The organism is Sphingomonas benefaciens (assembly GCF_052907485.1).
Genome location: NZ_JBREIC010000006.1, coordinates 30,881 through 56,662, shown reverse-complemented (window position 1 = coordinate 56,662; position 25,782 = coordinate 30,881). Strand labels below are relative to the sequence as shown.

The window sequence follows — 25,782 nt, the reverse complement described above, 5'->3', positions numbered from 1 at the left end:
CGGTCGGTTGCTCACCCGCCAGCGAGATCTCAGCCAATGGCTGTCCTTGTATCGCGGCCGATCACTGCCGTGGCCTCGGCTTGTAGATGGGAAGGGACGGAGCCCCCACGCCCAGTCCCTCCTGATCGATGCGAACGGCCGCATCCCTGACAGCACCGACCTTGTTCCTCGCTGAACGAACCGTTTCACGCAGTTGGGCCTGTTTGGCGGCCGTGCCGCGTATCGTGGGTCGAATAGCCTCTAGCCGAGCCGTGAATCGATCGGCACCGTCTCGGGCTCTCAACAATGTTCGGTTCGCTCTCGCGAGGACGGTCGCGCGGCGTTCGTCCGCTGCCGCTCTCAGTTGTTGGGCGCTGTCGCCGGATCGCTGCAAGGCGTCTCCCACGGCAATCACGCGGCCGCGCGCACCGGTGAGAGCATCGGACGCTGCTCCGGCTTTGTCAGCCCAACCAGCGGAACTCTCCGCGAGCGCCGCCAGCCGATCGCTGGCCCGCTGCTGCTGAGCGGCGTCGAGGTTGCGCGAGACAGAGTCCACGGTGCGGCTGATCTTCTCGACCAGTGCGACGGGGTCCCCTCCGCCGCCAAGGAGCCCGCCTTCCTTGGTGGGGATGACGGGAAGCTCCCCGTCGTTCGCCGCAACGATCGGGGGCGCGCCAGAGGTTGCACCGTCGAGGCTGATGTTCGCGGTGCCGGCCAGTGCCGATCTTGCGATCGACGCTTTCACGCCTGCGACGATGGGGATCCGCGGTTCAAGGCTGACGGTGACGAGAACCGCTGACGGGTCCTCCTTGTCGAACCGTATCGACGTGACGTGACCGGCCGGTACGCCCGAGAAGGTCACCGGCGACCCCTTCTCCAGACCGGCAACGCTTCCGGTAAAGCGGATCAGATAAGGGTTTCCGTCTTCATTGCGTGCATCAAACAGCCAAAGGGTAAAGACGAGGAGCGTACCCAACAGAAGGCTGGTGACCGCGAGCACAAGGAATTTATTCGACCGCGTTTCCATGAGAGACCATAACCATTAGGAAGCCGGATCAAATTTGTAAACCGTACCGTTTCCAAGGTGGCAAGGCCTGATCAGGACGAGGATGGAATCGTGGCTGGAGACTGGAGCCTGCAACCAGGCGACATACCGTGGGGCAACAGGCTTGGCCTGGAGTTGGTTTCGATCGGCGATGGCCTCAGCTCGCTACGTGTCGGTTGGCGTGAGGAGCTGGCCGACGAGGACGAGACTTTAGCAACGGGCGTGTTGACGAGCCTTATCGATCAGGCCTGCGGCGTTGCCGTAATGTCCCGACTGGGAAGGCGATTGGCAATCTCGACCCTCAACCTGAAGGTGGACCATGTGCGGTCCCCCGAGGCGAGATGCTCCGCGACAGCGTGGGCGCATTGTTACGACGCTACCGAGCGCCGTGCGTTCGTACGGACCGAAGTCTGGGATACCGATCCTTCTCACCTGATCGCGACTGCCCAAGGCGTCTTTTCGATCAATCGGGCTGTCGGGCCATGACCGGCTTCGCGCAGCTGCTAGGCTCCATGATTTCAGAGAGCGGTGACGCCTTTGTTTTGACGCCAGTGGAGTACATGATCGGCAGCCCTCTCCTTCCCGCCTTGCATGGCGGAGCTGTGGCATCCTTTCTCGAAGTGGCAGCGAAGCGTGCCCTTGCACGCAAACTTCCGCCCGGGCACTTCCCGAAGCTCATCAGCGTGAACCTCCAGTTCCTTGCCTCTGCTCGGCTGGATGCACTTGTCACGACGCCGAAGGTCAGGCGTGTCGGACGTCGGATCGCAGTCGTTCACGCCGAAGCATTCCGCCGCGAAGATCCAGCGGCTGTTTGTTTCGCGCAGCTTGAGTTTGCTGTGCACGAGCCCATCAGAGTGGGTGGCAGTGCCGATCGCCACATACTATGATACGGTCCGGTTTACATACGTTAGGGTTGCTGAGTGGCTGACGAGCATGCTGAAGATCGAGGCGGCGATGCGCCGCATGACGACCGGAATGCGCATTCCCAGCCAGAAGCTAGGTCGAAGGACGGTGTCGAGGAGAACGACGGCGTAAAGAAGCCCTCGCTTCTCGAGCGCTATCCGATCATCCGCTACGTCCTCATCGCCGCGCTCGTTGCGGGCATCGTCGCGGCGGTCGTCTGGTACATGAACTACCGCGCGAGCGGCCAATACCTGCAGTCGACCAACAACGCCTATGTGCGCGCGGACTTCGTGACCGTTTCACCGAAGGTGGGCGGCTATGTCGAGCGTGTCCTCGTCGCCGACAACCAGCCTGTCCGCCGCGGCCAGCTGCTCGCCGTCCTCGATCCTCGTGACTACCGCGCCAATGTCGAACAGGCGCAAGCTCAGATTGCCGCGGCCGGCGCCAACATCACGACCGCGCGCCGGACGCTTGACGAGCAGCAGGCCACTGTCGCTCAGGCCGCCGCCCAGGTTGCGAGCGCCGAGGCTGCCGCGGCAGCGGCAGAAAACGAGGTAAGACGTTACGAACCGCTCACTCGGACAGGGGCGGAATCGCGCGAGCGCCTCGCCAACCTCGTCCTGCAGCGTGATCGAGCCGCCGCGGAGCTGCGCGCGCAGCGCGCCGCCTACCTCGCCGCCCGTCGCAGTGTCGCCACACAAGCGGCTCGCATCGGCCAGGCGGAGGCGCAGCGCGGCACCGCGCAGGCGCAGCTTGCGCGCGCCTCGACGGACCTCGGCGCCGTCGAGATCCGCAGCAGCATCGACGGCGTTGTTGCCGACAAGGCGGTCCGGGCCGAGCAATATGTCCAGCCTGCGACCCGGCTGATGTCGGTGGTGCCGGTTGATCAACTCTACATCGAGGCCAATTTCAAGGAGACCCAGGTCGCGCTGATGCGCGTCGGGCAACCCGTGACCATCAAGGTGGATGCACTGGACGGCGCCGAACTGCGCGGCCGGGTTGCGAGCTTCTCGCCAGGCACGGGCGCGCAGTTCTCGCTCATCCCGCCCGAGAACGCGACCGGGAACTTTACCAAGATCGTTCAGCGAGTGCCCGTGCGGATCAGCATTGAAGCGGGGCCGGAGGCGCGCCGGGTGTTGCGTCCCGGCCTGTCGGTCGAGGTTACGGTCGACACGATCAGCGCAAAAGGAAGTCGTGACCGGATCGAACAGGAAACCGAGCGGCTTAAGCACGACGAGACGCAGGGCGGGCGCTGATGGCGGCCGAACGCGCCGGCCTGCGCGACTGGCTCGCCGTCGCAGCGGGCACGATCGGGTCGTTCATGGCGCTGCTCGACATCTCGATCGTCAATGCGGCCTTGCCCACCATCCAGGGCGAGATCGGCGCGAGCGGAACGGAGGGCACCTGGGTCGCGACCGCCTATCTCGTGGCGGAAATCGTCATGATCCCGCTTAGCCCCTTCCTCGTGCGTCTGTTCGGTCTGCGCAACTTCCTTCTGGGTGCGGCGATCAGCTTCACCGGCTTCTCGATCATGTGCGGCATCTCGACGACGTTGCCGATGATGATCGCCGGGCGTGTAGGGCAAGGCTTCACCGGCGGTGCGCTGATCCCGACCGCGATGACCATCATCGCGACACGGCTGCCGCCATCGCAACAGCCGATCGGCACCGCCGCGTTCGGCGGCACCGCGATCCTCGGTCCGGTGCTCGGGCCGATCATCGGCGGCTGGCTCACCGACAATTACAGCTGGCACTACGCCTTCTTCCTGAACGTGCCGGTTTGTGCCGGGCTCGTCCTGCTCCTGCTGTTCGGGCTCAAGCATGAGCGTCTGCGGCTCGACCAGCTGCGCCATGCCGACTGGTTCGGGATCGCAGGGCTCGCAATCGGCCTGGGTGCGCTCACCGTCATGCTCGAGGAGGGGCAGCGCGAGATGTGGTTCGAATCCGCCATGATCGTGAAACTCGCGATCGCCACGGTCTTCGGCTTCGCGCTCATCACGATCGGACAGGTCCGCTCCGCGCATCCGGTGCTCAAGCTGTCACTGATCTTCAGCCGCTCCTTCGGCAGCGTATTCGTCCTCAGCCTCATCATCGGCGTCGTGCTCTACGGGGTCACCTTCCTCATCCCCCAGTTTCTCTCGTCGATGGCGGATTACAGCGCGCTGCAATCGGGCAAGGTGGTCTTCGTCTCCGGCATCCCCGCCCTGATGCTGATGCCGTTCCTGCCGCTCGCGTTCAAATATCTCGACGTCCGGCTGGCGGTCTTTGTCGGCATGACGCTGATCGGCGTCAGCTGCGCGATGGACTGGCATCTCACCGCGCGGTCGGCCGGTGGGGACCTGACGAACTCTCAGCTCGTGCGCGGCTTTGGGCAGATCTTCGCCATGATGTTCCTCAACCAGGCCGCGATCAGCGCCGTGGCGCCCGAAGACGCAGGCGATGCGTCCGCGCTGTTCAACGCGGGGCGAAACCTTGGCGGATCGATCGGCCTGGCGCTGATGGCGACCCTCCAGGACCGGCAGACCTTTCTGCATTTCAACCGGCTGGGCGAAACGGTGTCGGCCAACGCGGCGACCACGCAGGAATGGTTCGCTAAAGCCATGGTCATGCCGTCCGGCGAAGCCGGCGCGTATCGGCAGCTCGCCGGTCAACTTCTCGAACAGGCTACCGTCATGGCCTATAACGACCTGTTTTTTGCGCTGGGCGTCGCGATCGCGATCACGACGCCGCTGGCGCTGTTCCTCCGCCCGATCTCCTCCGACACGCAGATGGCGATGCACTGATGAAGCGACTTGGCTGGGCCATTCTCCCCGCACTCCTGACTGGATGCGTCGTCGGCCCCAACTATGGAGGCCCGCCGGGCGTTGCGAGCGGGGAGCGCGCCGGGTCGACATTTCGCCGCGCGGATCAGGCCGTCACGTCACCGCAGACCCCTGTCGCACGCTGGTGGGAAGGCATGGGCGACGCGCAGCTCACGATGCTGATCGACCGGGCGCTTGCCTCTAATCCGGACGTGGCGATCGCCGAGGCGCGCATCCGCAAGGCGCGCGCCAGCTTGCGCGAACAGCGCGCGAACCAGCTTCCCACCGTCTCGGGGTCAGGGACTGCGATCGTCGCCGATCTTCCCGCCGGCTCGCTCGCGCTGCCGACGCAAGGCGAGCAATCCGATCGTACCAGGGCCGAATTCTACAACGCCGGCCTGGACGCGTCTTGGGAGATCGATCTGTTCGGCGGCCGACGCCGTGCCGCCGAAGGTGCCGAAGCCCAGGCGCAGGCAGCCGAAGCCAATAGGGCCGATGCGCAGGTTCGTCTCTCGGCGGAGGTTGCCCAGAATTATGTGACCTTGCGCGAACTTCAGCAGCGTCTGATCCTGGCCCGCCGCTCCGCAGCGCTTCAGCAGCGATCACTCGCCCTGCTTCAACAGCGTGAGCAACGCGGTGCATCGTCGCGCGACGAGGTGGTTCGGCTCCAGACCGAGCTGACCCGCACGGAGGCCGGGCTGTTGCCGCTCGAAGGGCAGATCGCAACCACGCTCGACCAGCTTGCCCTGCTCACCGGCGACGAACCCGGTGCTCACGACGCCTTGCTGTCTTCCCCCGCGCCGATCCCGATGATCCCGAGGAATGTCGCGATCGGCGATCCGGCCGCCATGCTGCGACGCCGGCCGGACATTCGCGCAGCCGAGCGGCAGCTGGCGGCATCGAACGCGCAGATCGGTGTCAACGTCGCCCGGCAGTTCCCATCAGTCAGCATCATGGGTATCATTGGCCTCGGTGGTCCCAATATTGCCGATGTGATCGATCCTGACAGCGTCGCGGGCCTCCTCCTGCCGCGAATCAGCTGGAGCTTCCTCGACTTCGGCCGTAACCGTGCCCGGGTCGAGCAGGCGCGGGCCGACCGCGACGAGGCGGAAGCACAATACCGCAAGGCGGTTCTCGGCGCGCTGTCGGACGCGGAAAGCAGCCTGACCCGCTTCGGGAATCAGCGCCGGAACCTGTTTTCGTCTATCGAGAGCCGGCACGGCGCCAAGCAGTCAGCGACCTATGCCGGGCAGCGATACGCGCAGGGAGCGATACCGCTGACCACGTCCATCGATGCCGAACGCGCGGCGCTGGCTGCCGACCAGTCGGTGCTGGAAGCCACTGGCGAGCTTGATCGTGCCTTCGTTGCCCTTCAAAAGGCGATGGGACTTGGATGGAGCCAGCCGTGACGGTCTTCCAACTATGCGAGCGGAGGGCGCCGACCGCGTGACGGCTCCGCTTCTGCCGCCCCCTGCCCAGTATCTGCGTGATGACGCGATCAGGGGAGGAATGGACCTGATGTTCTTCGCCCACAGATCCCATCTGGCGCATGCCGACGCCGAACTGGCGACGCGTAACCTCGGGCGGGCGCATCACCGCGCCCTGTATTTCCTCGGCGGGTACCCGGAAATCTCTGTCAGCGAACTGCTGGACGTTCTTTGCGTCTCGAAGCAATCGCTTGGCAGGGTAATGCGGGATCTGATGGATCGCGGGCTCGTCTGCGGCCGTGTCGGGGAGCGCGATCGTCGTCAAAAGCTGCTTTCTTTGACCGATGAGGGGCGAGCGCTCGAAAACGCGCTTTTCGAGGATCTCAGGCGCAACATGGCGAACGCTTACCAAGCGGCAGGAGAAACAGCCGTCACGGGCTACTGGATCGTAATGCAGCAGCTCATGCGCGGCGAAGCACGGGAGCAATTCCGCCGGCTGCACTCCAGGCAGTGATCGCCGCAAACAAGTGCCGGACCAGGTCGAAGGGGGCTTCGTCGACCTGGCCCGGCGGGTATCACCTATCCTGCAAGCCCGGAGGGAGTAAGCGACTTGCCGGTGGTGAGCTCGTTTTCCAGCACAGGGACCGCAGTACCGGCAACCTGCTGCAGCGCCGGGTCGGTCCCATCCTGTGCATAGCCCTTATGCACCGCCCACGCAGCCTGCTGAACCTGCGCCGACTGGGTCAGATACAGGTTGTCGAAAGCGCTCTTCGGCGCCTTCTGGAGCAGCTTTAGGAGGGCGGCGCGGTCGGCGGACAGGTTCGAGGGCGGCGCCTTGATCGTGCGCTGATCATTCTTCAGCGCTGCCAGCAGCGCCTTGTGGCTGCTCTGCGTTTCCGCCAGCACGCGCTTTGCGTAGGCCTTGACGTCGTCCCGCTGCGCGCGCGTCGCGGCGAGCTGCGCGGCCTTGATCTGGTAGAGGTTGGCGTCGGCCGCGGCGAGCACGTAATTAGGGCCGCTCTGGCCCGAGATCGGCGAGACGCCGACGTCGGCGCTGGTCATCGTTCCCGAAGTGGCGGGCGAAACGGCCTGCGCCAACACCGTAACCGGCGCCAGGGTGAGCAGCGCAGCGACAATCGCAATCTTCATAGAGGGCCTCCGTTGGTGTTGTCAGGCATTGACCGAAATCAACCGGCCGAACGATAAAGAAACGGAACGGTTCCCTTTTGCGAAACTGATTTGGCAAACCTATGGGATGGTGGCCGCTCGGACGGCTGGAGGTGCGCGGCGATGAAGAACACGACCGCTCGGGCAACCGTCTCAACGCCGAGTCGGTCGATAGCTGAAGCGGCAGGCCAGATTGCCGGGGCTTTTTTTCGCGAGAACGAACTCTCGAGTGTCTCGATCGTGTCCGCCCTGCTCTGCGTTGCATGCCTTAGTGGCTGCGACCGGACTCCTCGCGAGGCGCCTCCGCGAGCGACGGACACCATCAGCGTGCCCCCGCAGACTTCTACCATGGATGTCCCGATTGTTGCAGACATGGACAAGCTGGCGGCAAGCCTCGAACAGGCGGTTCCGCGTCGCCTCTGGTCGATCGACAAGCCGGGGCAGACCTGCCTCCCGCCGAAAAAGGTCAAGATCCTCTTCGCGAAGATCAAGACGCCCGCGATCCAGTGCCGCATCACCGGCACCGTCGTCCGAGGGCCGCTGGTGCTGGAGGGCTCGGGCAAAACGATCATTGTCACCATGCCGCTTCACGCCGCGATCAGCGCCCGCGACGTGGGCGGCGTGCTCAGCCGGGAAACGGCGGAGGCGGACGCCCGCGTCCGGGCCGTGGTCAGGCTCGACATCGCCCGCGACTGGTCGCCGCGCGCAACGGTGTCGATCGCCTACGACTGGACCGACGAGCCGCACGTCGACTTCCTCGGCCAGCGAATCGAGTTCACCAGCAAGGCCGACGCCAAGCTCGCCGGCGTCGTCGAGCGCCTGGAGCGCTCGCTGCCGCAGGAGCTCGGCAGATTGCAGCTGCGCGAGCAGATCGCGCAGGTCTGGGGGTCGGCGTTCACCTCCGTCCAACTGAACCGGGCGAACCCGCCGGTGTGGATGCGGATCACGCCCCGGCAGTTGAGCTACGGAGGCTACACCATTTCGCGCAACCGGGTGAACCTGGCGCTAGGGATGACGGCGGGGACGGAGACTTTTGTCGGCGATCGGCCGCCTGATCCGCAGCGCCGGCCGCTCCCCGACATGACGCGCACGCAGCCCGGACCCGGCCGCATCCTGTTCGCCATCCCCGTCATCGCCGACTATCCTCAGCTGGAGCCTGTGCTCGCCAAGGCATTGGCGAAGCGTTCCCGCCGGCCCTTCGAAGTGCCTGGTGTCGGGGCCGTGCGCGCGCAGTTTCACCAGGTGACCGTCTACGGCACCACGGGTGACAAGATCGCGGTCGGGCTTCGCTTCAGTGCGGCAGCCGAAGGTGGGGAGCCTGCGCAAGGCACGATCTGGCTTACCGCCACGCCGCGGAACGCCGTCAACGATCGCCGTGTAGCGTTCGACGATCTCACTGTCGCCGGTGTGGCCGACTCGGTCGGGACAAGCCTGCTCCTGAAGCTCGCCAACACTCCCGGCATATCAGGCACTGTGTCAGCCGCGCTGACCCAGAACTTCGAAAAGGATTTCGACAAGCTAATCGGCAAGATCACCCGTGCGATCGACGAAAAGCGGATTGGCGACATAATCGTGCGTGCCCGTGTGACGGACGTGCGGACGGGCCAGTTGAAGGCGGCGGGGCAAGGCGTCTACCTACCGGTATGGGGGCGCGGCACGGCCACGATTAGCCTTGCGCCAGTACGGGCCAGAAATTGAGATCTCGCTGCAGCCTTCACGGCTGCTTGACCGTCCCAGCGGCAACGCTGCCGCCTCTTTCCATCCTAGCAGAATTATTCAGAGGTCGAATTGAGTCCGGCTCTATCTCACGGTATCGTCGGACACGCATCGCTCTGCTTGGTCGCCCGGTGGAGGGCTGTAACGCGCTTGACTTGTGCGATGCTGCAGCCCGCTAGCGCCGCCGTTTTCGCTATGCTCATCCCTGCCTCACGAAGTGAGACAATGCGGCGATGATGGGCCAAGTCTGGTTTTCGACCGGTATAGCGTCCCTCCCGCTTGGCGATCGCTATGCCCTCCCGCTGCCGCTCGCGGCGCAGTTCGTAATCATCGCGAGCGGTCTGAAGCGCAACCCTCAACAACATGTCTTGAACGGCCTCTAGGACGATGCGCGTCACCCCGCCATTGTCCTCAGCAAGATCGGTAAGGTCCACAATTCCTGGTACGGCTAGCCTCGCTCCCTTGTCGCGGATAGCGGTGACGAGCCTCTCCGCCTCAGCCAACGGCAGGCGGCTGATCCGATCGATCTTTTCGGCGATAACGACTTCGCCCATTTGCAGGTCGGCTATCATGCGAAGCAACTCGGGCCGGTCAGGACGCGCGCCGGAAGCCTTCTCGCGATAAACAGCTGCGACATAATACCCCGCGGTACGCGAGGACACGACCATCGCCTCTTGGCGTTCAAGATCCTGCTCATCGGTGCTGACGCGCAGGTACACGCGAGCAGCGCGGACGGTCGTACTCATGTTGGCTCCGTTGGGTACACCCATATGAGCCACTGCTGGAGCGGCTGGCGCGAAATGGCAAGTGCCGATCCTGTCGAGCCTAGCTCAGCAAGCCAGGCCTAAGTAGCTACTGAGCACGGATATGAACGAGCACTGATCACCAAACGCGATCTAGTGCCATCCTTCGCACTATGCATAAGCGGCGGTATCCGGTACATTCCGGAGATTGGGTCAGCCAAGCGAGTTCGGTGCAGATGGAAGCGCAGAGGGTCAAGATTGTAGATGGTGGCAAGCTCGTGATCCCCGCGGCAATGCGCCGTGAGCTCGGGATCACCACGGGTGACACCGTTCTCGTCGATGTGGACTCTGGCGAGTTGCGGGTACGTTCCGTCTCTAGAGCACTTGAACGTGCTCGCGCCATCCTGCGCAGGTATGTGCCCGAAGGCGTCGGCTTGGCTGACGAACTGATCGCGGAGCGTCGGCGTGAGGCGGAGCGTGAGTAGCAAGGTCGTACTCGACGCCTCCGCCCTGCTCTGCCTTCTGAACGACGAGCCTGGGGCGGATCGGGTAGTGAACGTCCTGACCCGTAGCGTTATCGGAACGACCAACCTCGCCGAGGTCGTCTCAAAGCTTCGAGATCGAGGATTGCCGCTCGACGAGGTGCGTGAGGCGCTTGGCGGGCTGCACCTCGATGTCCGGCCGCTCTCTCCTGCCCAGGCGCTCATCATAGGCGACCTGCGACCGTCGACGAAGGCGCTTGGCCTTTCGCTTGGTGACCGAGCGTGTCTTGCCTTGGCGGTCGACCTACAAGCGGAGATGTTCACGACTGACGGTCCGCTGGCGAGCGCTGCGGTCGGCGTCACCATCACCAACGTACGGCCGCTGGCAGATTAGCCGCACATTCGTGCTTTTGGGTACGGTAGCCTCAGGCAGGCGGGTTGTGGCGGAACAGAGCGCCTGACGTCCACTGTTTCGGGCGCAGATCCACTCTTTTCAGATGCTGCTGGAGGACGGATTGCGTCCACCATTTCAGGGAAACCTACATTCTGCTACCGGGATCGCGGCCAATCCGGCTAACCGGACGCGATCCACCTGGCATGCACGATGACGACGACATTCAATCGACGACCGAAGGAAGCGACTTCGATGCGATCGTGGCTGGCGCGGTTGTTGTGCTGGATCAGGTCACTTCACTCGAACCCTATCTTCCCGAGCTTTCTCCGGGTGATCGGGAGCGTGTCGAAGCCTATGTCGGGCGTGCGTCCGCCGCGGCGACGCTTCGCGCCTACAAGTCTGACTGGCGGCTCTTCTGCGCGTGGTGTGCCGAGACGGGCTATCGTCCACTCCCGGCGACCCCGGCGACCGTCGCGGCGTTTCTGACGCTGCTTGCCGAGACGGGGTTTGCGCCGCGTGAGCCTCTGCGCACCAAGCGCGGTCGGATCATCGCGACAAAGGATCCGCGGCCGCTCGGAAAAGCGACGATCGGCCGCCGCCTGGCAGCGATCGTCTTCGCTCATCGAGCCGCCGACATGGAGCCGCCGACGAACCAGCCGGACGCGGGCCGGCTCGAAAAAGCGATGCGCGCGATCCGGAAGGACAAGCGCGATCAACTGCCGGCGAAGAAGCGGCCGGCCGATGGCGACGTACTTCGTGACATGCTTCGCAGCGTGAGCGGTGAGGACCTGCGCGCGTGTCGCGACCGAGCCCTTCTCGCCATCGGCATGGCGGGTGCATTCCGCCGCTCGGAACTCGTCGCGATCACCGTCGAGCATGTATCGGAGGACAGCCGCGGCCTCTTGGTACGGATCCCGTCATCGAAAACCGACCAGGAAGGCCGCGGCCATTCTGTCGCGATACCTGATGGCCGACGTCTCGAGCCTGTGCGACATTATCGCGATTGGCTCGAAAAGGCGGACATTCGTAACGGGCCGGTGTTCCGGAAGCTCACGCCACAGGGCCGCCTCACTAACAAGGCGATGAGTCCGCAAGGTGTCGCACTTGTCGTGAAGGCTGCGGCTGTGGCGGCGGGTTACCCACCTGAACTATTCTCCGGGCACAGCTTGCGGGCTGGGTTTTTGACCGAGGCGGGGCGACAGAGTGCCAACCTTTTCAAGATGAGAGACCATAGCCGCCATCGGTCTTTGGAGATGGTGGCTGAATATGTTCGTGACCATGAGCGCTTTCGCGAACATGCTGGAGAGGGGTTTCTCTAAGGCATCGAATTAACGTTGCTTATATAACGGCCTGTTCACGCGTGCATTTACCATTTAACGTTTGAACGCGGACTGAAGCGACGCCAGATTGCCAAGAACTTGATCGAACAGTTTCACGCAAAGCGTGGGTAAGCTTGCGGCGCCGGGCGCGACGTGCCGGTCAGCGGGAGTGCGCTTTGCCGTGGCGCCATCGAACGATCACGTGGGTGGCGCGACTGGGCGCGCAGGGGATATGTCGCCGGGTTAGTTGCGAGGCGTGACGTTGTCTTCGCACTGCGCGGCGATAAGGCACAGACATGCCGCGCGGAGTTTTAATCACGCGATTGGTAGCCGCGTCGATGGCGAGGCGGAGGCTCATGTTATGCTCTCAACTCGACGATCGAATGTGGCGGAGCCGGGGTTGCGTCCGTCGGCGAGAACGCGTGGCCAATCCCCTCAGCCGCGCTGTGGATCAACCCTCCTGATCGAGCGCGCGTCGGAGGAACTGACGTATTCTCTCCTCTCGCTGCGACGAGGCCGGGCCGAGCACCCCGCGGGCATCGGGTGGCAGGTGATCGCCTGCCATGATCGCCGCGTCCGCGAAAACGTAGTGGTGGAACCAGCTTTGCAGCGCCGCGCGCTGTCCCTGCGGTAAATCCCTAATTGCCAGCATGGCGTGCAGCAAGGCCGCAAACGGTGAGCCTCCCGACCGCTGACCCCACCAGTAATTGACCAGTACATTCAGCGGCCCCATCGCGCGAACATCGTGCCACCACAGCGAGGGGATGAAGAGCGCATCGCCTGGTTCGAGCTCCGCCACCAGCATCGTTTGTGCTGCCTCGGCGAAGCGGGGGTAACGTCCGAGGTCCGGCCGCTCAAGGTCAACCATGCTTGTCGGCTGTCCCGCGATCGTATGCTCCAGCGGCCCGACATAGAGGTTGGCGACCTGCTCCGGCGGAAACAGGCTGAAGCGCCGCTGCCCCGCGACCACCACCGCCAAGTTGTCGGACATGTCGTAATGCGTGGAGGCACGGGTCGCATTGCCCAGCCACAATCGCGGTGATGCGCCGGGAAGCGGCAAGGGTAGCTCGTTCTCCTCGGCCCAGCCGGGATAGGCCTCCGACGTTTTCGCCGATCCCGCATAGATTGCCGCCGGATCGGCCCGGTCGGCCTCCGCGAGCAACGCGTCGAGCAGCACCGGCAACAGCACCTGCGCGCTGCGGAAGTTGAAGCCGCGGACATCCTCATCGTAGAAAAACCGCCCTTCGGCAGCGGGTGCAGCCGCGAACATGTGAAGTGGCCGCCCACCGGCAAATCGCCGCAGGTACGATGCCGTTGCCGCCGGCCCCTTCCCGGCCGCGCGCACCGCAGGCCAGTCGCGAGCAAGTCCGCGCAGGACCGCCGGGCGATAGACCGGGGCAATCCGGGTCGCGAACGTCTCGGCTGTCACACCGACATGTTCCTCGACCCTGGCGGCGGATGCGACATGATCGGTCATCGATCCGGTATCTTCTTCCGCGGCCATCCGTCGTCAACTCGCCTGCTTGGGCGCGGAGCGACGCATCGCCGCCCCGCCCCACCGCCTCAATAGGTGAGGCGGACGCTCAACTGGAACTGCCGGTCGCTCTTGAAGTAGGTGCGCGGCGCGGTCAGCCCGTCCTGGTTCAGCAGGAAGCGCGTCTTCGTGGTCGTGTCGAGCAGATTGTTCACCTGCAGGCCGATCTTGAAGCTCTTGTTCACGGTGTAGAAGAGGGAGGCGTCCGCCTGGCCGGTCGCATCGCTGTAGACCGGCAGGAACGGGAACAAGGCGTCACGATTATTCAACAAGTAGCTCGACCGCCAGCTGTAGGCGAACCGGGCATAGATGCCGAACTTGTCGTAAAAGGCGGCGAGATTGAAATTGTGCTTCGACAGCAAGGGCAACGGCAGGTTGGTATAAAGCCCGGTGATGTCGATCGGCGGCTGGTTGCCGTCGCCCTCGAACGGCGTGGGGTCGGTCGAGGCGCGGAACGCCGGCGGCGTGGTCTGGATGCGGCCGGCATCAATGAATGTGTAGGTCGCCTGCAGGCCGAACCCGCTGAGAACGCCGGGCAGGAAGTCGTACGTCTGCTGATACGACAGTTCTGCACCCTTGATGTCGCTCTTGCCGGTCGCGTTCGTGGGCCCGGTCAATGCGAGGGCGTAGCTGGTGCCGTTGTTGGTGAAGTCACGCACGAACCCGCTATTGTCGACGATGACGTTGCTGAGCCGCTTGTAGAACAAGGTACCGGTCAGCTGACCCACCTTGGCGAAATACCATTCGGCCGTGAGATCGAGCTGGTCCGCCTTGATCGGGCGCAGGTAGGGGTTGGTCGCCCGGGCTTCGAATACGCCGTTGGCTCCGTTGAAGTTCAGTGAGACGAAGTTGCGCAGGTCGCCGAAGTTCGGGCGGGTGATCGCCTTGGAGGCTGCGAACCGCGCCAGCAGCTTGGGCGTGATGTCCAGCCGCAGGTTGAGGCTGGGCAGCCAATTGTCGAATTCGTTGATCGCCGACTGCGGCACGGAGGCGCCGTTGGCGAAGGCGAGCGCCGCGGCGCGCTGCGCGTCGGTCGCGCCCGGCCGGCACAGTGCGGGGATCTGCGAATTGGACGGGATCGTACCGTCCTCGCGCGGCCCTGCCTGGCGAGCGCAATACGCCGCGAAATCGGCGAAGCCGCTTGGCAGCACCTGCGTGCTGGCCGGGAAGTTCGTCGCGCCCTCGGACACATCGCGCGTGTGAACATAGCGGACGCCGACGTTGCCGGTCAGCCGCATGCCGTTGCCGAACTCGGGCGTGCTGAAATCGGCCCGCACATAGCCCGCGATCGTCTCTTCCGAGTTCTTGTAGATCTCGTTGTTGAAGAAATAGCCGTCGATCAGGTTAGGGTTCACTGTCGTGCGCCCGTTCACCACCGCGCCGCCGCGATCCTCGATCGGCGTATAGCTGAACCCATTCTGCGGATCTCGGACACTGCGGAGCAGGCTGCTCAGCGCCTCATGATTCTTGAGCACGTCGTCCGTCAGGTACAAGGCGGTCGGAACCGAATTCGAGCCACGGTAGAAATCGCTGAAATTGTACGGCTGTGCCTGGTTCGGGGTTGCCCCCAGGAAGGACGGGCCTTCGTCGGTCCAGGTGGCAGACAGCGAACCCCAGTTGTTGTAGTCGTTGGTACGCACCGTCTGATCGCGCTTGGCCCATCGGCCGCCAGCCTTCACCGAGCGCAAGAAGCTATCGTCGGAGAATTCGTACTGCGCATCGCCGCGGAAGGCCCATTCGTGGCCATCGTTGATCGCACGGTTGTTGTACGCGTCGTTGTAGAAGACGTTGTTCGGTTGCAAGAAGTACGTGGAATTGTTGAAACCGGGCGTCAGGAAGCTGACATTCGGCGTGTTACCGCGCAAGTCGATTGCCACGTTCGTAAACGTGTAGGCATCCACGATATCGTCGAGGCTGCGTGAGCTAGCGGTGGTATACTGGCCGTCAAGGTTAAGGTGGAGCCTGTCCGTCGGCGAAAACTTGACGTTGAGCGCCGCATCCGTCGTCTGCGTGCGCGTGTAGTTGTACCGATTGGTCAGATACGTGTTGAGCCCGTTCGGGTTCACGAACTGCGGATAATCACAATAGGTGGACTGATACGGAAACCCGTTGTTCGGAATGGTGCACGCCTGGCTGGCAGGCACGTTGTGCGCCTGCCGGTTGTTGCGGCGCCCGATCACGCCGCTGGTGAAGATGCCGTTGTCGTCAAACGTGTAGCTGGTGTTCGCCGATCCGCCGGTGAGCGTGCCCAGCGGGAAGGTCTGTCCGATATCGTTATAGTAGACCGAGGTTTCCATCGACCGATCGACCCAGCCCACCTCGTTCTGCGCACGCAGGAACTGGCCGGTCACCAGCAGCCGGCGATCGGCCGACTCGAACTGGCCGGCCGCCGTGATGCTGGTGCGCTTGGTGTTGAATCGCTGCTGCCGGACGCCCGCACCCGCCGGGGCATAGACCGTGCTCAGCCCCGCAGGCGTCGCGAAGCTGTCGCAGACGCGGATAGCATAGGGTTGCCCGGCGTTGATGATACGGCCTTCGTTGGGATTGTTGCCGTCGCAGGTGTTGCCGTCATACTGCGACCCCTGATAATTCCCATTGACCGCATACCCGTCCACGCCGTCGTCCGGCGCATTGAAGCGCGGCAGGAAGCCGGAGGTGAACACGGAGTCCGAGCGGCTGTTCTGTTCGAAGTAGCTCCCGCCGACCAGCAAGCCGAAGCGGCCGTGTTCGGTGTCCCACTGCTTGCTGAAAAGGCCCACGGCCGATGGCGCTGATTGCTTGGCCATGTCGCCGTAGCTGACGCCTCCGGACAGGTAGACAATGGTGTCCTTGCTGTCGAACGGCTTGCGCGTATTGATGCTTACAGTACCGGCGATGCCGCCTTCGATAAGGTCCGCCGTGAGGTTCTTGAACACCTCGACCGATCCCGCCAGCTCGGCCGGCACGTCGTTATATCCGATCTCGCGGCCACCGGACACGGAGAATGCGTCACGTCCGTTGAACTCGCCGCGGGAGTAGGTCAGTCCGCGGATCTGCACGCCCGAGCCTTCGACCGAAAAGTGCTGAGCATCGCCGGCCGAAGCGAAGCGCGTGATCGCGACACCCGGCACGCGCTGCAGCGCTTCGTTGATCGAGCGATCCGGCAGCGCGCCGATGTCCTCTGCCGTGATCGCATCCACCACGGTATCGGCGTTCCGCTTCAATGCCTGGGCGTTGGCGAGCGATTGGCGGAGGCCGGTTACGACGATGTCGGCGCCCGAGTCGGCGGCGGGGGTCTGAACCTCTGCGGCCGTTACCGGTGACTGGTCTGTCTGCGCCTGCGCCTCGATGCTGGTGCTGCCCGACAGCGGCTTCTTGAGCCCGCTGCCGCCCGCCGACTGGGTGGTCGAGGGCTGCGTGGTCTGTGCGGGATCAACTTGATCAGTGCCGGGGCGGTCGGTGGTCTGTGCCGCGACGGATTGGCCCGAAAGTGCCAATGCCAGCATTGATGCTCCCGCTGCCAGCCGCATAACCGTGCCGCGCGCAACCCTGCCCTGTGCCATTCTCGATCCCCCCCTTGCGCCGTCTTCCCCTTGAAGATCGGCGGTCGATTTCGCTTTGTATCTGCTCCTTTAGCAGCTTGCACATTCCAGTGACAAGATACAAAAATTTGATTTCTTTTTTATAAGATGGTCCCTTGGTGGCTATGGTTGACGAACGCGTTCGGGTAGTGGTGGTGGGCGGCGGCACCGCAGGCTGGATGACGGCGGCCGCCCTTGCGCACATGGCGCCGGACGCGTGTTCCGTCTGCCTGGTCGAGTCGGCGGAAATCGGCATCGTGGGCGTCGGCGAGGCGACGCTGCCGCATCTGCGCGCATTTCTGAAGCGCCTTCATGTCGACGAGGCGCAGTTCATGCGCGCGACCGACGCGACTTACAAACTGGGCATCGAGTTCTGCGAATTCGGCCGGCTGGGCGAGCGGTACTTCCACCCGTTCGGCAGTCACGGTACGCCGCTCGGCAACGTCGCCTTTCATCATTTCTGGCTGCGCGCGCGAGCCGAAGGCAGCTCGGCGAACCTGTCGGAATACGGCCAGGCGGACATGGCGTCGGCCGCCTGTCGCTTCGCCCAGCCGGAGGAGACGGAGAACGGACCGGCGTTCGGCTGGGCCTATCATTTCGACGCCACCAAGCTCGCGCCGTTCCTTCGCGGGCAACCCTGTTCGCAGGACGTCGGGCATCACCAGGGCCGGATCGTGCTGGTGCACCGGGATGCACATTCCGGCGACGTGCGGGCGGTGGAGCTGGAGGACGGGAGACGGATCGAAGGCGACCTGTTCATCGACTGTTCGGGGTTCCGGGCGTTGTTGCTCGACGAGGAAGAGTGGGAGGATTGGTCTCATTGGCTGCCGTGCGACCGCGCCGTCGCTTTGCCCTCAACGCCGGCGCCCGGCCCGATCCCGCCGTTCACACGTGCCCACGCGACGGACGCGGGCTGGCGATGGCGGATCCCGCTGCGCCACCGCATCGGCAACGGTCACGTCTATGCCAGCGCGTTCACGGATGACGATGCGGCCTGCCGGACGCTGCTCGACACGATCGAGGGAAAGCCCCTCGCCGCTCCGCGCTTCCTGCGCTTCCGCGCCGGGCGGCGGCGGCGCAGCTGGGTGAGTAACGTCGTGGGGGTCGGGCTGGCGTCAGGGTTCCTGGAGCCGCTGGAGTCCACCAGCATCTACCTCGTCCAAGCCGCCATCACCCATTTGCTCGAGCATTTCCCGGCGCGGCAGATCACCTCGGCGGACCGGGACGGCTTCAACACCGCGATCGATGCCGAGTACGAGCGCATCCGGGACTTCCTGATCCTGCACTATCACGCGACCACCCGCGACAATTCGCCCTTTTGGAATCATGTCCGCACCATGCCGGTACCGGACACGCTGCGGCACCAGATCGACTTGTGGCGTGAGAGTGCGCATGTTGCGCGGTACGGCTTCGGCCTGTTCCGGCCGCCCAGCTGGATCGCCGTCTTCGTCGGCCAGGGCATCCTTCCCGATGGCTGGGATCCACGTGCCGATCGTGTCGATGCCGCCGCCCTGTCGCGGGCGCTGGCGGCCGCTAGAAACGATGTCGCCGCCCGTGTGGCCGCCATGCCGGAACATGACGTGGTCCTGCGGCAGGCCGACCGATGACCGCCAATTGCAACGCGGCCATCCGCACGATCGTCGTGGTAGGCGGCGGGGTGGTCGCCCGCAGCGCGGCACTGAGCTTCGCCCGCGCGTTGCCTGGCGTGGAGATCACGCTCGTGCCGGCGCCGGTCTCGGCCGGCGCGCTCGCCGACTGGTTTCCGGTACTGCTCGGATCCGAGCGCGGTGCGTTCGGCCGCTGGGGCGTGGAAGAGGCGGATTTGCTCCGGTCGGGCTGCGCGTTGCCGCGCCTCGGCGCCAGCTTCGATGGCTGGGGCAGCGCGGCGCCCTGGTTGTGGGCTGAAGGAGACCTCGCCCCGCTGCCGGGTCGGGGGGCGCTGCACCAGCGCTGGCTGAGGGCCACGCGCGCTAACGCCGTGCCGCCGTTCCACGACCTGCTTCCCGCCGCCGCCATGGCCCAGGCAGGCACGTTCGCCGCCGACCCCGCCCCGCCGCTCGATGCGGCCAACCATGGCGTGCGTTTCGATGCCCGCCTGCTGGCCGAAGCCCTGACGCCTTGCCTCGTACGGGCGGGCGCCCGGCAGGCGGCGCCTTTTGCCGGTGTCGTGCGAAGGGAAGACGGCGCATTGGGAGCAGTGCGCCTGCAAAGCGGTGAGAGCCTGGCCGCCGACCTGTTCGTGGACGCCAGCGGGCCACCTGCCTTGCTGCGAGGCCCGACCGTTCGGTCGCTGGACTGGACGGATACTCTGCCCGCCGATCGCCTGCTGGTGGCGACCGGCTTGCCCTCATCCGCCTCGATCGACCGCTATCGCCGGTGGTCGATGGGCTGGGCCGCGGATTGGCCGGGCCGACGGCGTTCTTTCCGCGCGATAGCCTTTTCCGCCGCGCTGTGCGACGAGGCGGCGGCCCGGACGATGCTCGACGATGCCGGCGCGCCTGCCGCGCTGGCCGAAATGCCCGCCGGGCGCCAGCAGTGCTTCTGGAGCGACAACTGCCTGGCGATCGGTGAGGCGGCGGCGCAGTTCGGCGCGCTGGAGCTCGTCGGCTTCTCCTTCGCGCAGGCACAGATCGGGATGGCGCTGGAGCTGCTGCCGCCCCGTTCCATGCCGGAGCGCCTGTTGCTCGAATACGATCGCCTCGCCGGCATGCGCGCCGATACCTTGCGCGACTGGCTCGCCGCGCACCATCTGCCGCCCGCTGCGTCGACGGCGGGGGCGTTCTGGGCCGAGTACCGCCTGCCGCCGTCGCTTGCCGCGACGGTGGAGCAGTTCACGCAGCGCGGCACCCTGCCCTACCGCGACGAGGAGAGCGTAGAGCCTGCGGCCTGGCATGCCGTCCTGATCGGCCAGGGTATCCGTCCGCGTCGTGATGATCCGCTCGCCATGACTGGTGACGCATCGAGCCTCGCGCGCGATCTGGCGCTGCAGGCGCGGACACTCGCCGAGGCCGCCGCCGGGATCCAGCTACGCGGCATCCCCTCGGGAATTTCGGCATGACCGCCAACCCGATCCGCCGGCTCCTGATCGTCGGCGGTGGCACCGCCGGCTGGATGATGGCGGCCGCCGCGGCTCGCTTCCTGGCCGACGGCCAGCGATCGATTACCTTGGTCGAATCCGACGCGATCGGCACGGTGGGCGTAGGCGAAGCCACCATTCCGCCGATTCTCGGCTTCAACCGCCTCCTCGGCATCGACGAAGCCGAGTTCCTGCGCGCGACCGGCGGCAGCTTCAAGCTGGGCATCGAGTTCGTCGGCTGGGGCACGGAGCGAGGCCGCTACTTCCATCCCTTCGGCACGCTGGGGCGGTCATTCGAGGGGTTAAGCTTCCACCAGATCTGGCTGAAGCTGCGCGAAAAGGCGGGCGTCGGCGACATCGCCGACTATTCCATCGCCGCCCTCGCCGCCGCGCAGGGACGCTTTGCCCCGCCGGTGTCCGATCCACGTTCGCCGCTCTCGGGCCTGGCTTATGCCTATCATTTCGATGCGGGCCGCTATGCCGCGTTCCTGCGCGCCCGCGCGGAAGCCGGCGGGGTGACCAGGGTTGAAGGGCGCATTGCCGCGGTCGAACACGACCTGATCGACGGATCGGTGGCCAGCGTGCGCCTGGAGGATGGACGAGAGCTCGCGGCAGACCTGTTCGTGGACTGCTCCGGCTTCCGCAGCCTGCTCCTGGGAGAGGCCCTGTCCGTGCCATGGGAGGACTGGTCGCACTGGCTCCCCTGCGATCGCGCCCTTGCCGTGCCCACCGCGCGGGTCGATCCCTTGCCGCCCTTTACGCGGTCGACCGCACGCGCCGCCGGCTGGCAGTGGCGGATCCCCCTCCAGCATCGCACCGGAAACGGCTATGTCTACTCCAGCGGCTTCACCGACGATTGCGAGGCGGAGCGGCTCCTGCTCGCACACCTCGACGGCGCGCCCCTCGATGCGCCCCGCCTGCTGCGCTTCGCCACCGGCCGCCGCGCCCGCCAGTGGGAGAAGAACGTGGTCGCGCTGGGGCTTGCCGGCGGCTTTCTGGAGCCTCTCGAATCGACCAGCATCCACCTGATCCAGGAGGGCATCTCCAAGCTGATGGCCTTGTTCCCGGGTCGGCCGATCGCCGCGGTTGAGCGCGACACCTATAATCGCATGATGGACGCCGCCTATGTCGGCGTGCGCGATTTCATCATCCTGCACTATCACCTGACGCAACGCCGCGACTCCGCTTTTTGGCGCCACGTGGGCAGCATGGACATTCCGGACACATTGCAGGCAAAAATTACCCTGTTCCGTGAAAAGGGTCGCCTCTTCCGTTATGACGACGAGCTGTTCTCGATCCCGAGCTGGCTTGCGGTGATGTTGGGACAAGGTGTGATGCCCGAGGGCTATGATCCGGTGGTAGATGCCTTGGCCGAGGATCGCCTGCTCACCGCGGTGCTGGACACGCGACGGGCGAACCTAGCCGCTGCGCGCGCCATGCCGGACCATGCGCAGGCGCTGGCGGCGCTTGCTGCGCTCCCGGCATCACGCTGGCCTATCGCCCCCCGGTAGCGCAAGCGGCCGTCCGGCCGGCCTCTTGGTCGTCGCAGTGTCGGGCGTCCGATCCACCCGGATGCGCCTTCGCCCAATCCAGGGCGTCTTGGAGCGTCGTTACCCAGACGTCTGCGCGGTGCCGCTTCAACCAGGCGATCAGATCGCGGTGCACCGTTGCGGATACTTGAAGGTGATCACCGCCGATGCCGTGGAACAGGAAAACGGCCATGCCGCCGCCGGCCTGTGCTCCGGCGATGAAGTCGGTCATCTGCGCCAGCGTCGCCCCTTCCGCGAAGCCGCGCGCGGGTACATGCATGGGATCGATCCCGCTCGCATCGGCGCGCAGATCCTGCGCCGTTTCCGAGACGCCGCGCGCGTAAGTGACCAGCCCCGATTGGCGCAGCGGCTCCAGATAATCGACCCCGCCCGCCAGCGTCTGCCCGCAGGGCGTCGCGAAGCCGTGGCGCTTCCTGCCGTCCAGCGCGGCAAGGAGCACGTTCTGCTGGGCGATCTCGCGCAACAGGCTGTCGGACGTGTAGGCCTCCAGCGTGTACCGCGGGTCGGCCGGGAAGGTCGCGGCGAGGCAGGGATGAAAGATCGTGTGATTGGCCTGCTCGTGGCCATGCGCCGCCGCCGCGCGCCAGCGGAGGATGTCGGCGCCGCGCACGCTCGACAGGAAGAAAGTCGCTTTGATCCGCGCGGCATCGAGAGCGGGCAGCGCATTATCCAGCTGCGAGGGCAATGCATCGTCGTAGGTGAGGATCACGGCCGCCCGCGCCCCGCCCGGCCATCATACGCGTGCGTCGACCGCTCCGGCGCAGATCGCGAGCGTCCCGGCGGCCGCGAGGCCCAGCCGGCGGACGACGGACCGCAGGTGTTCGCGTCGTGCCTTCGTGCGCATCATCGTGTCTTCCAGGCATCCGGTCGGGCATCGATCGCTCGGCCGATCGCATCGGCGATCAGGCGGTCGTCGGCAACCGACGGGTGTCCGTGGCAGGCCGAGAAGGCTAGGCGGCGCACCGGCACGAAGGCGATGCGGCGATCTCCGGCAGCATGGGCCAAGGCGACCACGCGTCCCGCCTCGCGGGCGATCTCGCCTTGCGCCAGGTCGGTAGCCCAGACGATCACCAGCGCCTGCGGATGGGCGGCGCGCAACTGCCGCAGGAATCTCAAATACGTGCGCTCGTAGTCCGCATGCAGCGCCGCGCGGTCCGGCCACGTCTCTCCCACCCGCAACGGTGTCGAGAAATCGTTGGTGCCGAGCGCCACGACGATGACCTGCGGGCGCCACGATCGCTGGACGGGCTGCGGTGCGCCGGTCAGCAGGGCGCTGCGATAGGCGACCGGCAAGGTCGCGCCGGCGCCGCCCTCGTAGTTGCGCACGACCCCGCGGCCGGAGATCGCATTCACCTGGTATCCGGCCCCGTAGCGCCGCGCCAACTGCCCGGCCGGACCCTGTGCAGTGTCCGTCGTGGCCCATACTTCGTCCTGCGTGCAGGCCGTGTTCGGGGCGGTGTTGCCGTAGCCGACGGTGTGAGAATCCCCGATGAACTCGATCTGCCGGCGTTCGGCCACCAGCCGCGCCGCGACGGTTCCGGATTGCGCGTAGAAGCCGCCGAAGCGCGTCGCCCCCGCCTGGCTTTCGGAAACGATCTGCACGCGCAGCCGGTGGGTGCCGTGTTGCACCCCGGTCAGCCGGTAGAAGCCCGGTTCGGGCCGGACGAGCACCACCGATCGCGCGTCGTCAAGGAGGATCCGATACGTCGCCGCGCCGGCGCCGATGCGGATCAGCGGCGGCCCGTTCCGAAAGGCGGTGTCGAAATAGGTGCCCGGCCATTGCCGCGCATATTCGGCATCGCCGTCCGCCGAGACGCGCTGCACGCGCCCGGTCACGCGCAGCGGAAGGCGCGCGATCCGGGCCGGAGCTTGCGCGCGCAGCGCGGCGAAAACGGAAACGACGGGCGCGTCCGCCTGCGTCCTACCGATGGCCGTGCCCGAAAGCGCGATTCCGGCCGCGCCGATCAGGGTCGGAAACGAGCGCCGGATCATCGCTCCCGCCCCTCAATGCATCCGCATCGACGGTGCCGACGCGTGCCCGGCGGCTAGCGGTGCGCGCTTCGCCAGCACGGCGAAGACGCAGAGAAACGCATAACAGGCGGCCGGCACGACGAACGAGGTGCCATAACCCGCTCTGTCTGCGACCTTGCCGACGAGCAGCGGCAGGAAGGCGCCGCCGACGATCGCTGTGCATAGGAACCCCGAGGTCGCCTCCGGCCCCGCGCTGGATCGCTCCAACGTGAGCGAGAAGATGACCGGGAACATGATCGAATTGACCAGACCGATCGCCAGCGCGACGAAACCGGCACTGACACCGCCGACCGCCGCGACATAGAGGCACATGGCAACCGCCGCCGCCGTGCAGATTGTCAGCAGCTGCGCTGCGCTCACACGGGCGAGCAGCGCCGAGCCGAGCGCTCGGCCCACCATCGCACCGCCCCAGTAGAAGGCCACGGCCTTGCCCGCCTCCTGCAGCGATACGCCGGGTATGCCGTCGCTGCCCATCGCCCAGCCGAGCAGGGGGATGCCGAACGGCGCCTCGGACGGGCCCCACACCGCGTCGTCGTTCAGGAACAGCGCCATCTGCGTGCCGATCGCCACCTCGGCCCCGACATACAGGAAGATGGCGAGACCGCCGAGCAGCGCCCAGCGTGACGCCAGCGCCTTCGAGAAAAGCTGGCCGATCGGGGCCGGCTGCCCGGCGGGGGGCGCCGCAGCCGCGATCACGCGGCGCAGCAGCCAGAAGAACACCGCCATTGCCGCCAGTAGGCCGCAGATCCAGAAATACGCGTTGTCGATGCCGGACAGCGCCTGCGCGCGTACGGCGTCGTTCACCACCGTCCCGTCCTTCACCTCGACGCCGCGCAGGAACAGATGCGCGCCCAGAAGCGGGCCGATGAACGTTCCGAGCGAGTTGAAGGTCTGGCTGAGCGTCAGCCGGAAATGGCTGCGCCGCGGCTCGCCGAGCCCCGCCGCCAGCGGATTCGCCGTCACCTGAAGCATGGTGATGCCGCTTGCCAGCAGGAACAGGCCCAGCAGCACCAGCGTGTAGACGGCCAGATTGGCCGCCGCGAGCATCAGCAGGCAGCCGCCCACCATCATGCCCAAGGCCGTCACGATCGAGCGCACCGGCCCCATCCGCGCGATCAGCACCGCGGCGGGGAAGGAGAAGATGCCGTACGCGGCAAAGAAGGCGAAGGCGCTGGCCTGGGCCTGGAAGTTGGTGAGCGTGAAGATGCCCCGGACCGATGCGACCAGCGGATCGATCAGCGAGGTGATGAAGCCCCAGGCGAAGTAGAGGCTCGTCACCGCCGCGAAGGCGATGCCGGTGGCGGATGCGTGCGCGCGCGGCTGTGTCATGGCTGCGTTCCCCCCGGGATTTCGTTCGTATGGGCCGCTCACAGCCGCAGCTTGCGCAGGATGGGCTCGATCACGCCGGCCATGGCATCATATCCCGCCTCGGTCGGGTGAACGCCGTCATAAGCGAGGCCCGGCTTCATGCCGCCCGCCGCATCGGCGAGCACCGGCGTGTAATCGACATAGGTCGCCCCGTTGCGCGTCGCCCAGTCCCGAGCCCAGGCATTGATCGCGCGGATGGGCCGCACGGTGTCCAGCCCCGGACGCCACGGGAAGTTTGCCGCCGGCGGCACGGAGGCGAGCAGCACCCGGATGCCGTTTGCCTTGGCCAGCTGTGCCATGGCGGTGAGGTTCGCTTCCGACTGTGCCAGCGTCATCGGGCCGGTATTGGCCGCGATATCGTTGGTGCCCGCCATGATGTGCACCGCGCGTGGGCGCAGTGCCACCACGTCCGGCATGAAGCGCACCAGCATCTGCGGCGTGGTCTGGCCGCCGATCCCGCGACCGACACGGCCCGGACGGAAGAAGCCCGGCTTCTTGTCGCGCCAGCCCTGCGTGATGGAATCGCCCATGAACACGATGCCGACAGGCTCGCGCGAGGCGATCAGGCGCGCATTCTCGTCGGCATAGCGGCCGATCCACGCCCAATCCTCTCGCAGGCGGCGGTCGGCCGCGTCGTCGGCTAGAGCGGCGGTGGGAACGAGCGGTGCGCCGGCCAGCGCAGCGAGGA

The 25,782-nt window shown here is 65.7% G+C and carries 22 protein-coding genes and 1 pseudogene; 13 read left to right on the top strand and 10 right to left on the bottom strand.

Annotated elements, in window-relative coordinates; all coding sequences use genetic code 11:
- Positions 1–61 precede the first annotated feature (61 nt).
- Positions 62–1,006 (bottom strand): MlaD family protein, encoded by a 945-nt coding sequence (locus tag ACU5AX_RS17210; protein ID WP_018251275.1) that lies wholly within the window; start codon positions 1,004–1,006, stop codon positions 62–64.
- 90 nt (positions 1,007–1,096) lie between these two features.
- Here ACU5AX_RS17210 and ACU5AX_RS17205 point away from each other — a divergent pair, with 90 nt between their 5' ends.
- The 6 genes from ACU5AX_RS17205 to ACU5AX_RS17180 all read left to right on the top strand — a co-directional run bounded on the left by ACU5AX_RS17205 (position 1,097) and on the right by ACU5AX_RS17180 (position 6,668).
- Entirely contained in the window at positions 1,097–1,510 is a 414-nt protein-coding gene (locus tag ACU5AX_RS17205; protein WP_018251276.1) for a PaaI family thioesterase, read from the top strand.
- On the top strand, positions 1,507–1,911 hold the full coding sequence (locus ACU5AX_RS17200) for a PaaI family thioesterase (RefSeq protein WP_018251277.1): 405 nt from the start codon (positions 1,507–1,509) through the stop codon (positions 1,909–1,911). The genes ACU5AX_RS17205 and ACU5AX_RS17200 overlap by 4 nt, the downstream gene beginning before the upstream one ends.
- Before the next feature lie 33 nt (positions 1,912–1,944).
- Complete coding sequence (locus ACU5AX_RS17195; protein WP_446691937.1) at positions 1,945–3,183, top strand: HlyD family secretion protein; 1,239 nt, start codon at positions 1,945–1,947, stop codon at positions 3,181–3,183.
- Positions 3,183–4,709 carry a DHA2 family efflux MFS transporter permease subunit gene (locus ACU5AX_RS17190; protein ID WP_018251279.1) on the top strand — a complete coding sequence of 509 codons (1,527 nt, stop codon included), beginning with the start codon at positions 3,183–3,185 and terminating at the stop codon, positions 4,707–4,709. The genes ACU5AX_RS17195 and ACU5AX_RS17190 overlap by 1 nt, the downstream gene beginning before the upstream one ends.
- Positions 4,709–6,136 (top strand): efflux transporter outer membrane subunit, encoded by a 1,428-nt coding sequence (locus ACU5AX_RS17185; protein ID WP_030541334.1) that lies wholly within the window; start codon positions 4,709–4,711, stop codon positions 6,134–6,136. The genes ACU5AX_RS17190 and ACU5AX_RS17185 overlap by 1 nt, the downstream gene beginning before the upstream one ends.
- Before the next feature lie 100 nt (positions 6,137–6,236).
- Entirely contained in the window at positions 6,237–6,668 is a 432-nt protein-coding gene (locus ACU5AX_RS17180; protein ID WP_018251281.1) for a MarR family winged helix-turn-helix transcriptional regulator, read from the top strand.
- A gap of 65 nt (positions 6,669–6,733) precedes the next feature.
- On the opposite strand, the gene ACU5AX_RS17175 is transcribed toward ACU5AX_RS17180, so the two are convergent.
- Positions 6,734–7,303, bottom strand: a complete 570-nt coding sequence (locus ACU5AX_RS17175) for a DUF4142 domain-containing protein (protein WP_018251282.1) — start codon at positions 7,301–7,303, stop codon at positions 6,734–6,736.
- 258 nt (positions 7,304–7,561) lie between these two features.
- Between ACU5AX_RS17175 and ACU5AX_RS17170 the strand changes: the two genes are divergently transcribed.
- Complete coding sequence (locus ACU5AX_RS17170) at positions 7,562–9,019, top strand: DUF4403 family protein (protein WP_298090532.1); 1,458 nt, start codon at positions 7,562–7,564, stop codon at positions 9,017–9,019.
- Between the two features lie 107 nt (positions 9,020–9,126).
- On the opposite strand, the gene ACU5AX_RS17165 is transcribed toward ACU5AX_RS17170, so the two are convergent.
- Complete coding sequence (locus tag ACU5AX_RS17165) at positions 9,127–9,783, bottom strand: recombinase family protein (RefSeq protein WP_018251285.1); 657 nt, start codon at positions 9,781–9,783, stop codon at positions 9,127–9,129.
- A gap of 233 nt (positions 9,784–10,016) precedes the next feature.
- On the opposite strand from ACU5AX_RS17165, the gene ACU5AX_RS17160 reads away from it, so the two are divergent.
- The 3 genes from ACU5AX_RS17160 (at position 10,017) to ACU5AX_RS17150 (ending at position 11,975) form a co-directional block, all read left to right on the top strand.
- Entirely contained in the window at positions 10,017–10,265 is a 249-nt protein-coding gene (locus ACU5AX_RS17160; RefSeq protein ID WP_374297653.1) for an AbrB/MazE/SpoVT family DNA-binding domain-containing protein, read from the top strand.
- Positions 10,258–10,656, top strand: a complete 399-nt coding sequence (locus ACU5AX_RS17155) for a type II toxin-antitoxin system VapC family toxin (RefSeq protein ID WP_348980040.1) — start codon at positions 10,258–10,260, stop codon at positions 10,654–10,656. Before ACU5AX_RS17160 ends, ACU5AX_RS17155 begins: the two co-directional genes overlap by 8 nt.
- Before the next feature lie 203 nt (positions 10,657–10,859).
- On the top strand, positions 10,860–11,975 hold the full coding sequence (locus ACU5AX_RS17150; RefSeq protein ID WP_446691936.1) for a tyrosine-type recombinase/integrase: 1,116 nt from the start codon (positions 10,860–10,862) through the stop codon (positions 11,973–11,975).
- A gap of 451 nt (positions 11,976–12,426) precedes the next feature.
- Here the strand turns inward: ACU5AX_RS17150 and ACU5AX_RS17145 are convergent, their stop codons facing one another.
- A complete protein-coding gene (locus ACU5AX_RS17145; protein ID WP_446691935.1) occupies positions 12,427–13,452 on the bottom strand; it encodes a cupin-like domain-containing protein in 1,026 nt (341 codons plus the stop codon).
- Between the two features lie 86 nt (positions 13,453–13,538).
- A complete protein-coding gene (locus tag ACU5AX_RS17140; RefSeq protein ID WP_446691934.1) occupies positions 13,539–16,994 on the bottom strand; it encodes a TonB-dependent receptor in 3,456 nt (1,151 codons plus the stop codon).
- A gap of 200 nt (positions 16,995–17,194) precedes the next feature.
- Between ACU5AX_RS17140 and ACU5AX_RS17135 the strand changes: the two genes are divergently transcribed.
- Genes ACU5AX_RS17135 through ACU5AX_RS17125 form a run of 3 tightly spaced genes read left to right on the top strand, consistent with a single transcriptional unit; the run spans position 17,195 to position 21,656 of the window.
- Entirely contained in the window at positions 17,195–18,676 is a 1,482-nt protein-coding gene (locus tag ACU5AX_RS17135; RefSeq protein WP_446691933.1) for a tryptophan halogenase family protein, read from the top strand.
- On the top strand, positions 18,673–20,127 hold the full coding sequence (locus ACU5AX_RS17130) for a tryptophan 7-halogenase (protein ID WP_446691932.1): 1,455 nt from the start codon (positions 18,673–18,675) through the stop codon (positions 20,125–20,127). Before ACU5AX_RS17135 ends, ACU5AX_RS17130 begins: the two co-directional genes overlap by 4 nt.
- On the top strand, positions 20,124–21,656 hold the full coding sequence (locus tag ACU5AX_RS17125; protein ID WP_446691931.1) for a tryptophan halogenase family protein: 1,533 nt from the start codon (positions 20,124–20,126) through the stop codon (positions 21,654–21,656). Before ACU5AX_RS17130 ends, ACU5AX_RS17125 begins: the two co-directional genes overlap by 4 nt.
- Here ACU5AX_RS17125 and ACU5AX_RS17120 read toward each other — a convergent pair.
- From ACU5AX_RS17120 to ACU5AX_RS17100, 5 genes and pseudogenes are all read right to left on the bottom strand, one after another.
- Positions 21,640–22,404 (bottom strand): polysaccharide deacetylase family protein, encoded by a 765-nt coding sequence (locus ACU5AX_RS17120; protein WP_446691930.1) that lies wholly within the window; start codon positions 22,402–22,404, stop codon positions 21,640–21,642. The genes ACU5AX_RS17125 and ACU5AX_RS17120 overlap by 17 nt on opposite strands.
- Before the next feature lie 134 nt (positions 22,405–22,538).
- Positions 22,539–23,687 carry an SGNH/GDSL hydrolase family protein gene (locus tag ACU5AX_RS17115; RefSeq protein ID WP_446691929.1) on the bottom strand — a complete coding sequence of 383 codons (1,149 nt, stop codon included), beginning with the start codon at positions 23,685–23,687 and terminating at the stop codon, positions 22,539–22,541.
- Between the two features lie 12 nt (positions 23,688–23,699).
- A complete protein-coding gene (locus ACU5AX_RS17110) occupies positions 23,700–25,055 on the bottom strand; it encodes an MFS transporter (protein WP_288045328.1) in 1,356 nt (451 codons plus the stop codon).
- A gap of 38 nt (positions 25,056–25,093) precedes the next feature.
- Positions 25,094–25,624 (bottom strand): GDSL-type esterase/lipase family protein, encoded by a 531-nt coding sequence (locus ACU5AX_RS17105; protein ID WP_446691964.1) that lies wholly within the window; start codon positions 25,622–25,624, stop codon positions 25,094–25,096.
- A 69-nt stretch (positions 25,625–25,693) separates the two neighbouring features.
- Positions 25,694–25,780: pseudogene (locus ACU5AX_RS17100) on the bottom strand (GDSL family lipase); the annotation flags it as partial.
- Positions 25,781–25,782 lie beyond the last annotated feature (2 nt).

Excerpts from the sequence above, each read along its gene's own strand:
- ACU5AX_RS17210 (WP_018251275.1), bottom strand. The coding sequence starts at position 1,006 with ATGGAAACGCGGTCGAATAAATTCCTTGTGCTCGCGGTCACCAGCCTT.
- ACU5AX_RS17200 (WP_018251277.1), top strand. The coding sequence starts at position 1,507 with ATGACCGGCTTCGCGCAGCTGCTAGGCTCCATGATTTCAGAGAGCGGT.
- ACU5AX_RS17190 (WP_018251279.1), top strand. The coding sequence starts at position 3,183 with ATGGCGGCCGAACGCGCCGGCCTGCGCGACTGGCTCGCCGTCGCAGCG.
- ACU5AX_RS17185 (WP_030541334.1), top strand. The coding sequence starts at position 4,709 with ATGAAGCGACTTGGCTGGGCCATTCTCCCCGCACTCCTGACTGGATGC.
- ACU5AX_RS17180 (WP_018251281.1), top strand. The coding sequence starts at position 6,237 with ATGGACCTGATGTTCTTCGCCCACAGATCCCATCTGGCGCATGCCGAC.
- ACU5AX_RS17175 (WP_018251282.1), bottom strand. The coding sequence starts at position 7,303 with ATGAAGATTGCGATTGTCGCTGCGCTGCTCACCCTGGCGCCGGTTACG.
- ACU5AX_RS17165 (WP_018251285.1), bottom strand. The coding sequence starts at position 9,783 with ATGAGTACGACCGTCCGCGCTGCTCGCGTGTACCTGCGCGTCAGCACC.
- ACU5AX_RS17160 (WP_374297653.1), top strand. The coding sequence starts at position 10,017 with ATGGAAGCGCAGAGGGTCAAGATTGTAGATGGTGGCAAGCTCGTGATC.
- ACU5AX_RS17150 (WP_446691936.1), top strand. The coding sequence starts at position 10,860 with ATGCACGATGACGACGACATTCAATCGACGACCGAAGGAAGCGACTTC.
- ACU5AX_RS17145 (WP_446691935.1), bottom strand. The coding sequence starts at position 13,452 with ATGACCGATCATGTCGCATCCGCCGCCAGGGTCGAGGAACATGTCGGT.
- ACU5AX_RS17140 (WP_446691934.1), bottom strand. The coding sequence starts at position 16,994 with ATGCTGGCATTGGCACTTTCGGGCCAATCCGTCGCGGCACAGACCACC.
- ACU5AX_RS17135 (WP_446691933.1), top strand. The coding sequence starts at position 17,195 with ATGGTTGACGAACGCGTTCGGGTAGTGGTGGTGGGCGGCGGCACCGCA.
- ACU5AX_RS17130 (WP_446691932.1), top strand. The coding sequence starts at position 18,673 with ATGACCGCCAATTGCAACGCGGCCATCCGCACGATCGTCGTGGTAGGC.
- ACU5AX_RS17125 (WP_446691931.1), top strand. The coding sequence starts at position 20,124 with ATGACCGCCAACCCGATCCGCCGGCTCCTGATCGTCGGCGGTGGCACC.
- ACU5AX_RS17115 (WP_446691929.1), bottom strand. The coding sequence starts at position 23,687 with ATGATCCGGCGCTCGTTTCCGACCCTGATCGGCGCGGCCGGAATCGCG.
- ACU5AX_RS17110 (WP_288045328.1), bottom strand. The coding sequence starts at position 25,055 with ATGACACAGCCGCGCGCGCACGCATCCGCCACCGGCATCGCCTTCGCG.
- ACU5AX_RS17105 (WP_446691964.1), bottom strand. The coding sequence starts at position 25,624 with ATGGGCGATTCCATCACGCAGGGCTGGCGCGACAAGAAGCCGGGCTTC.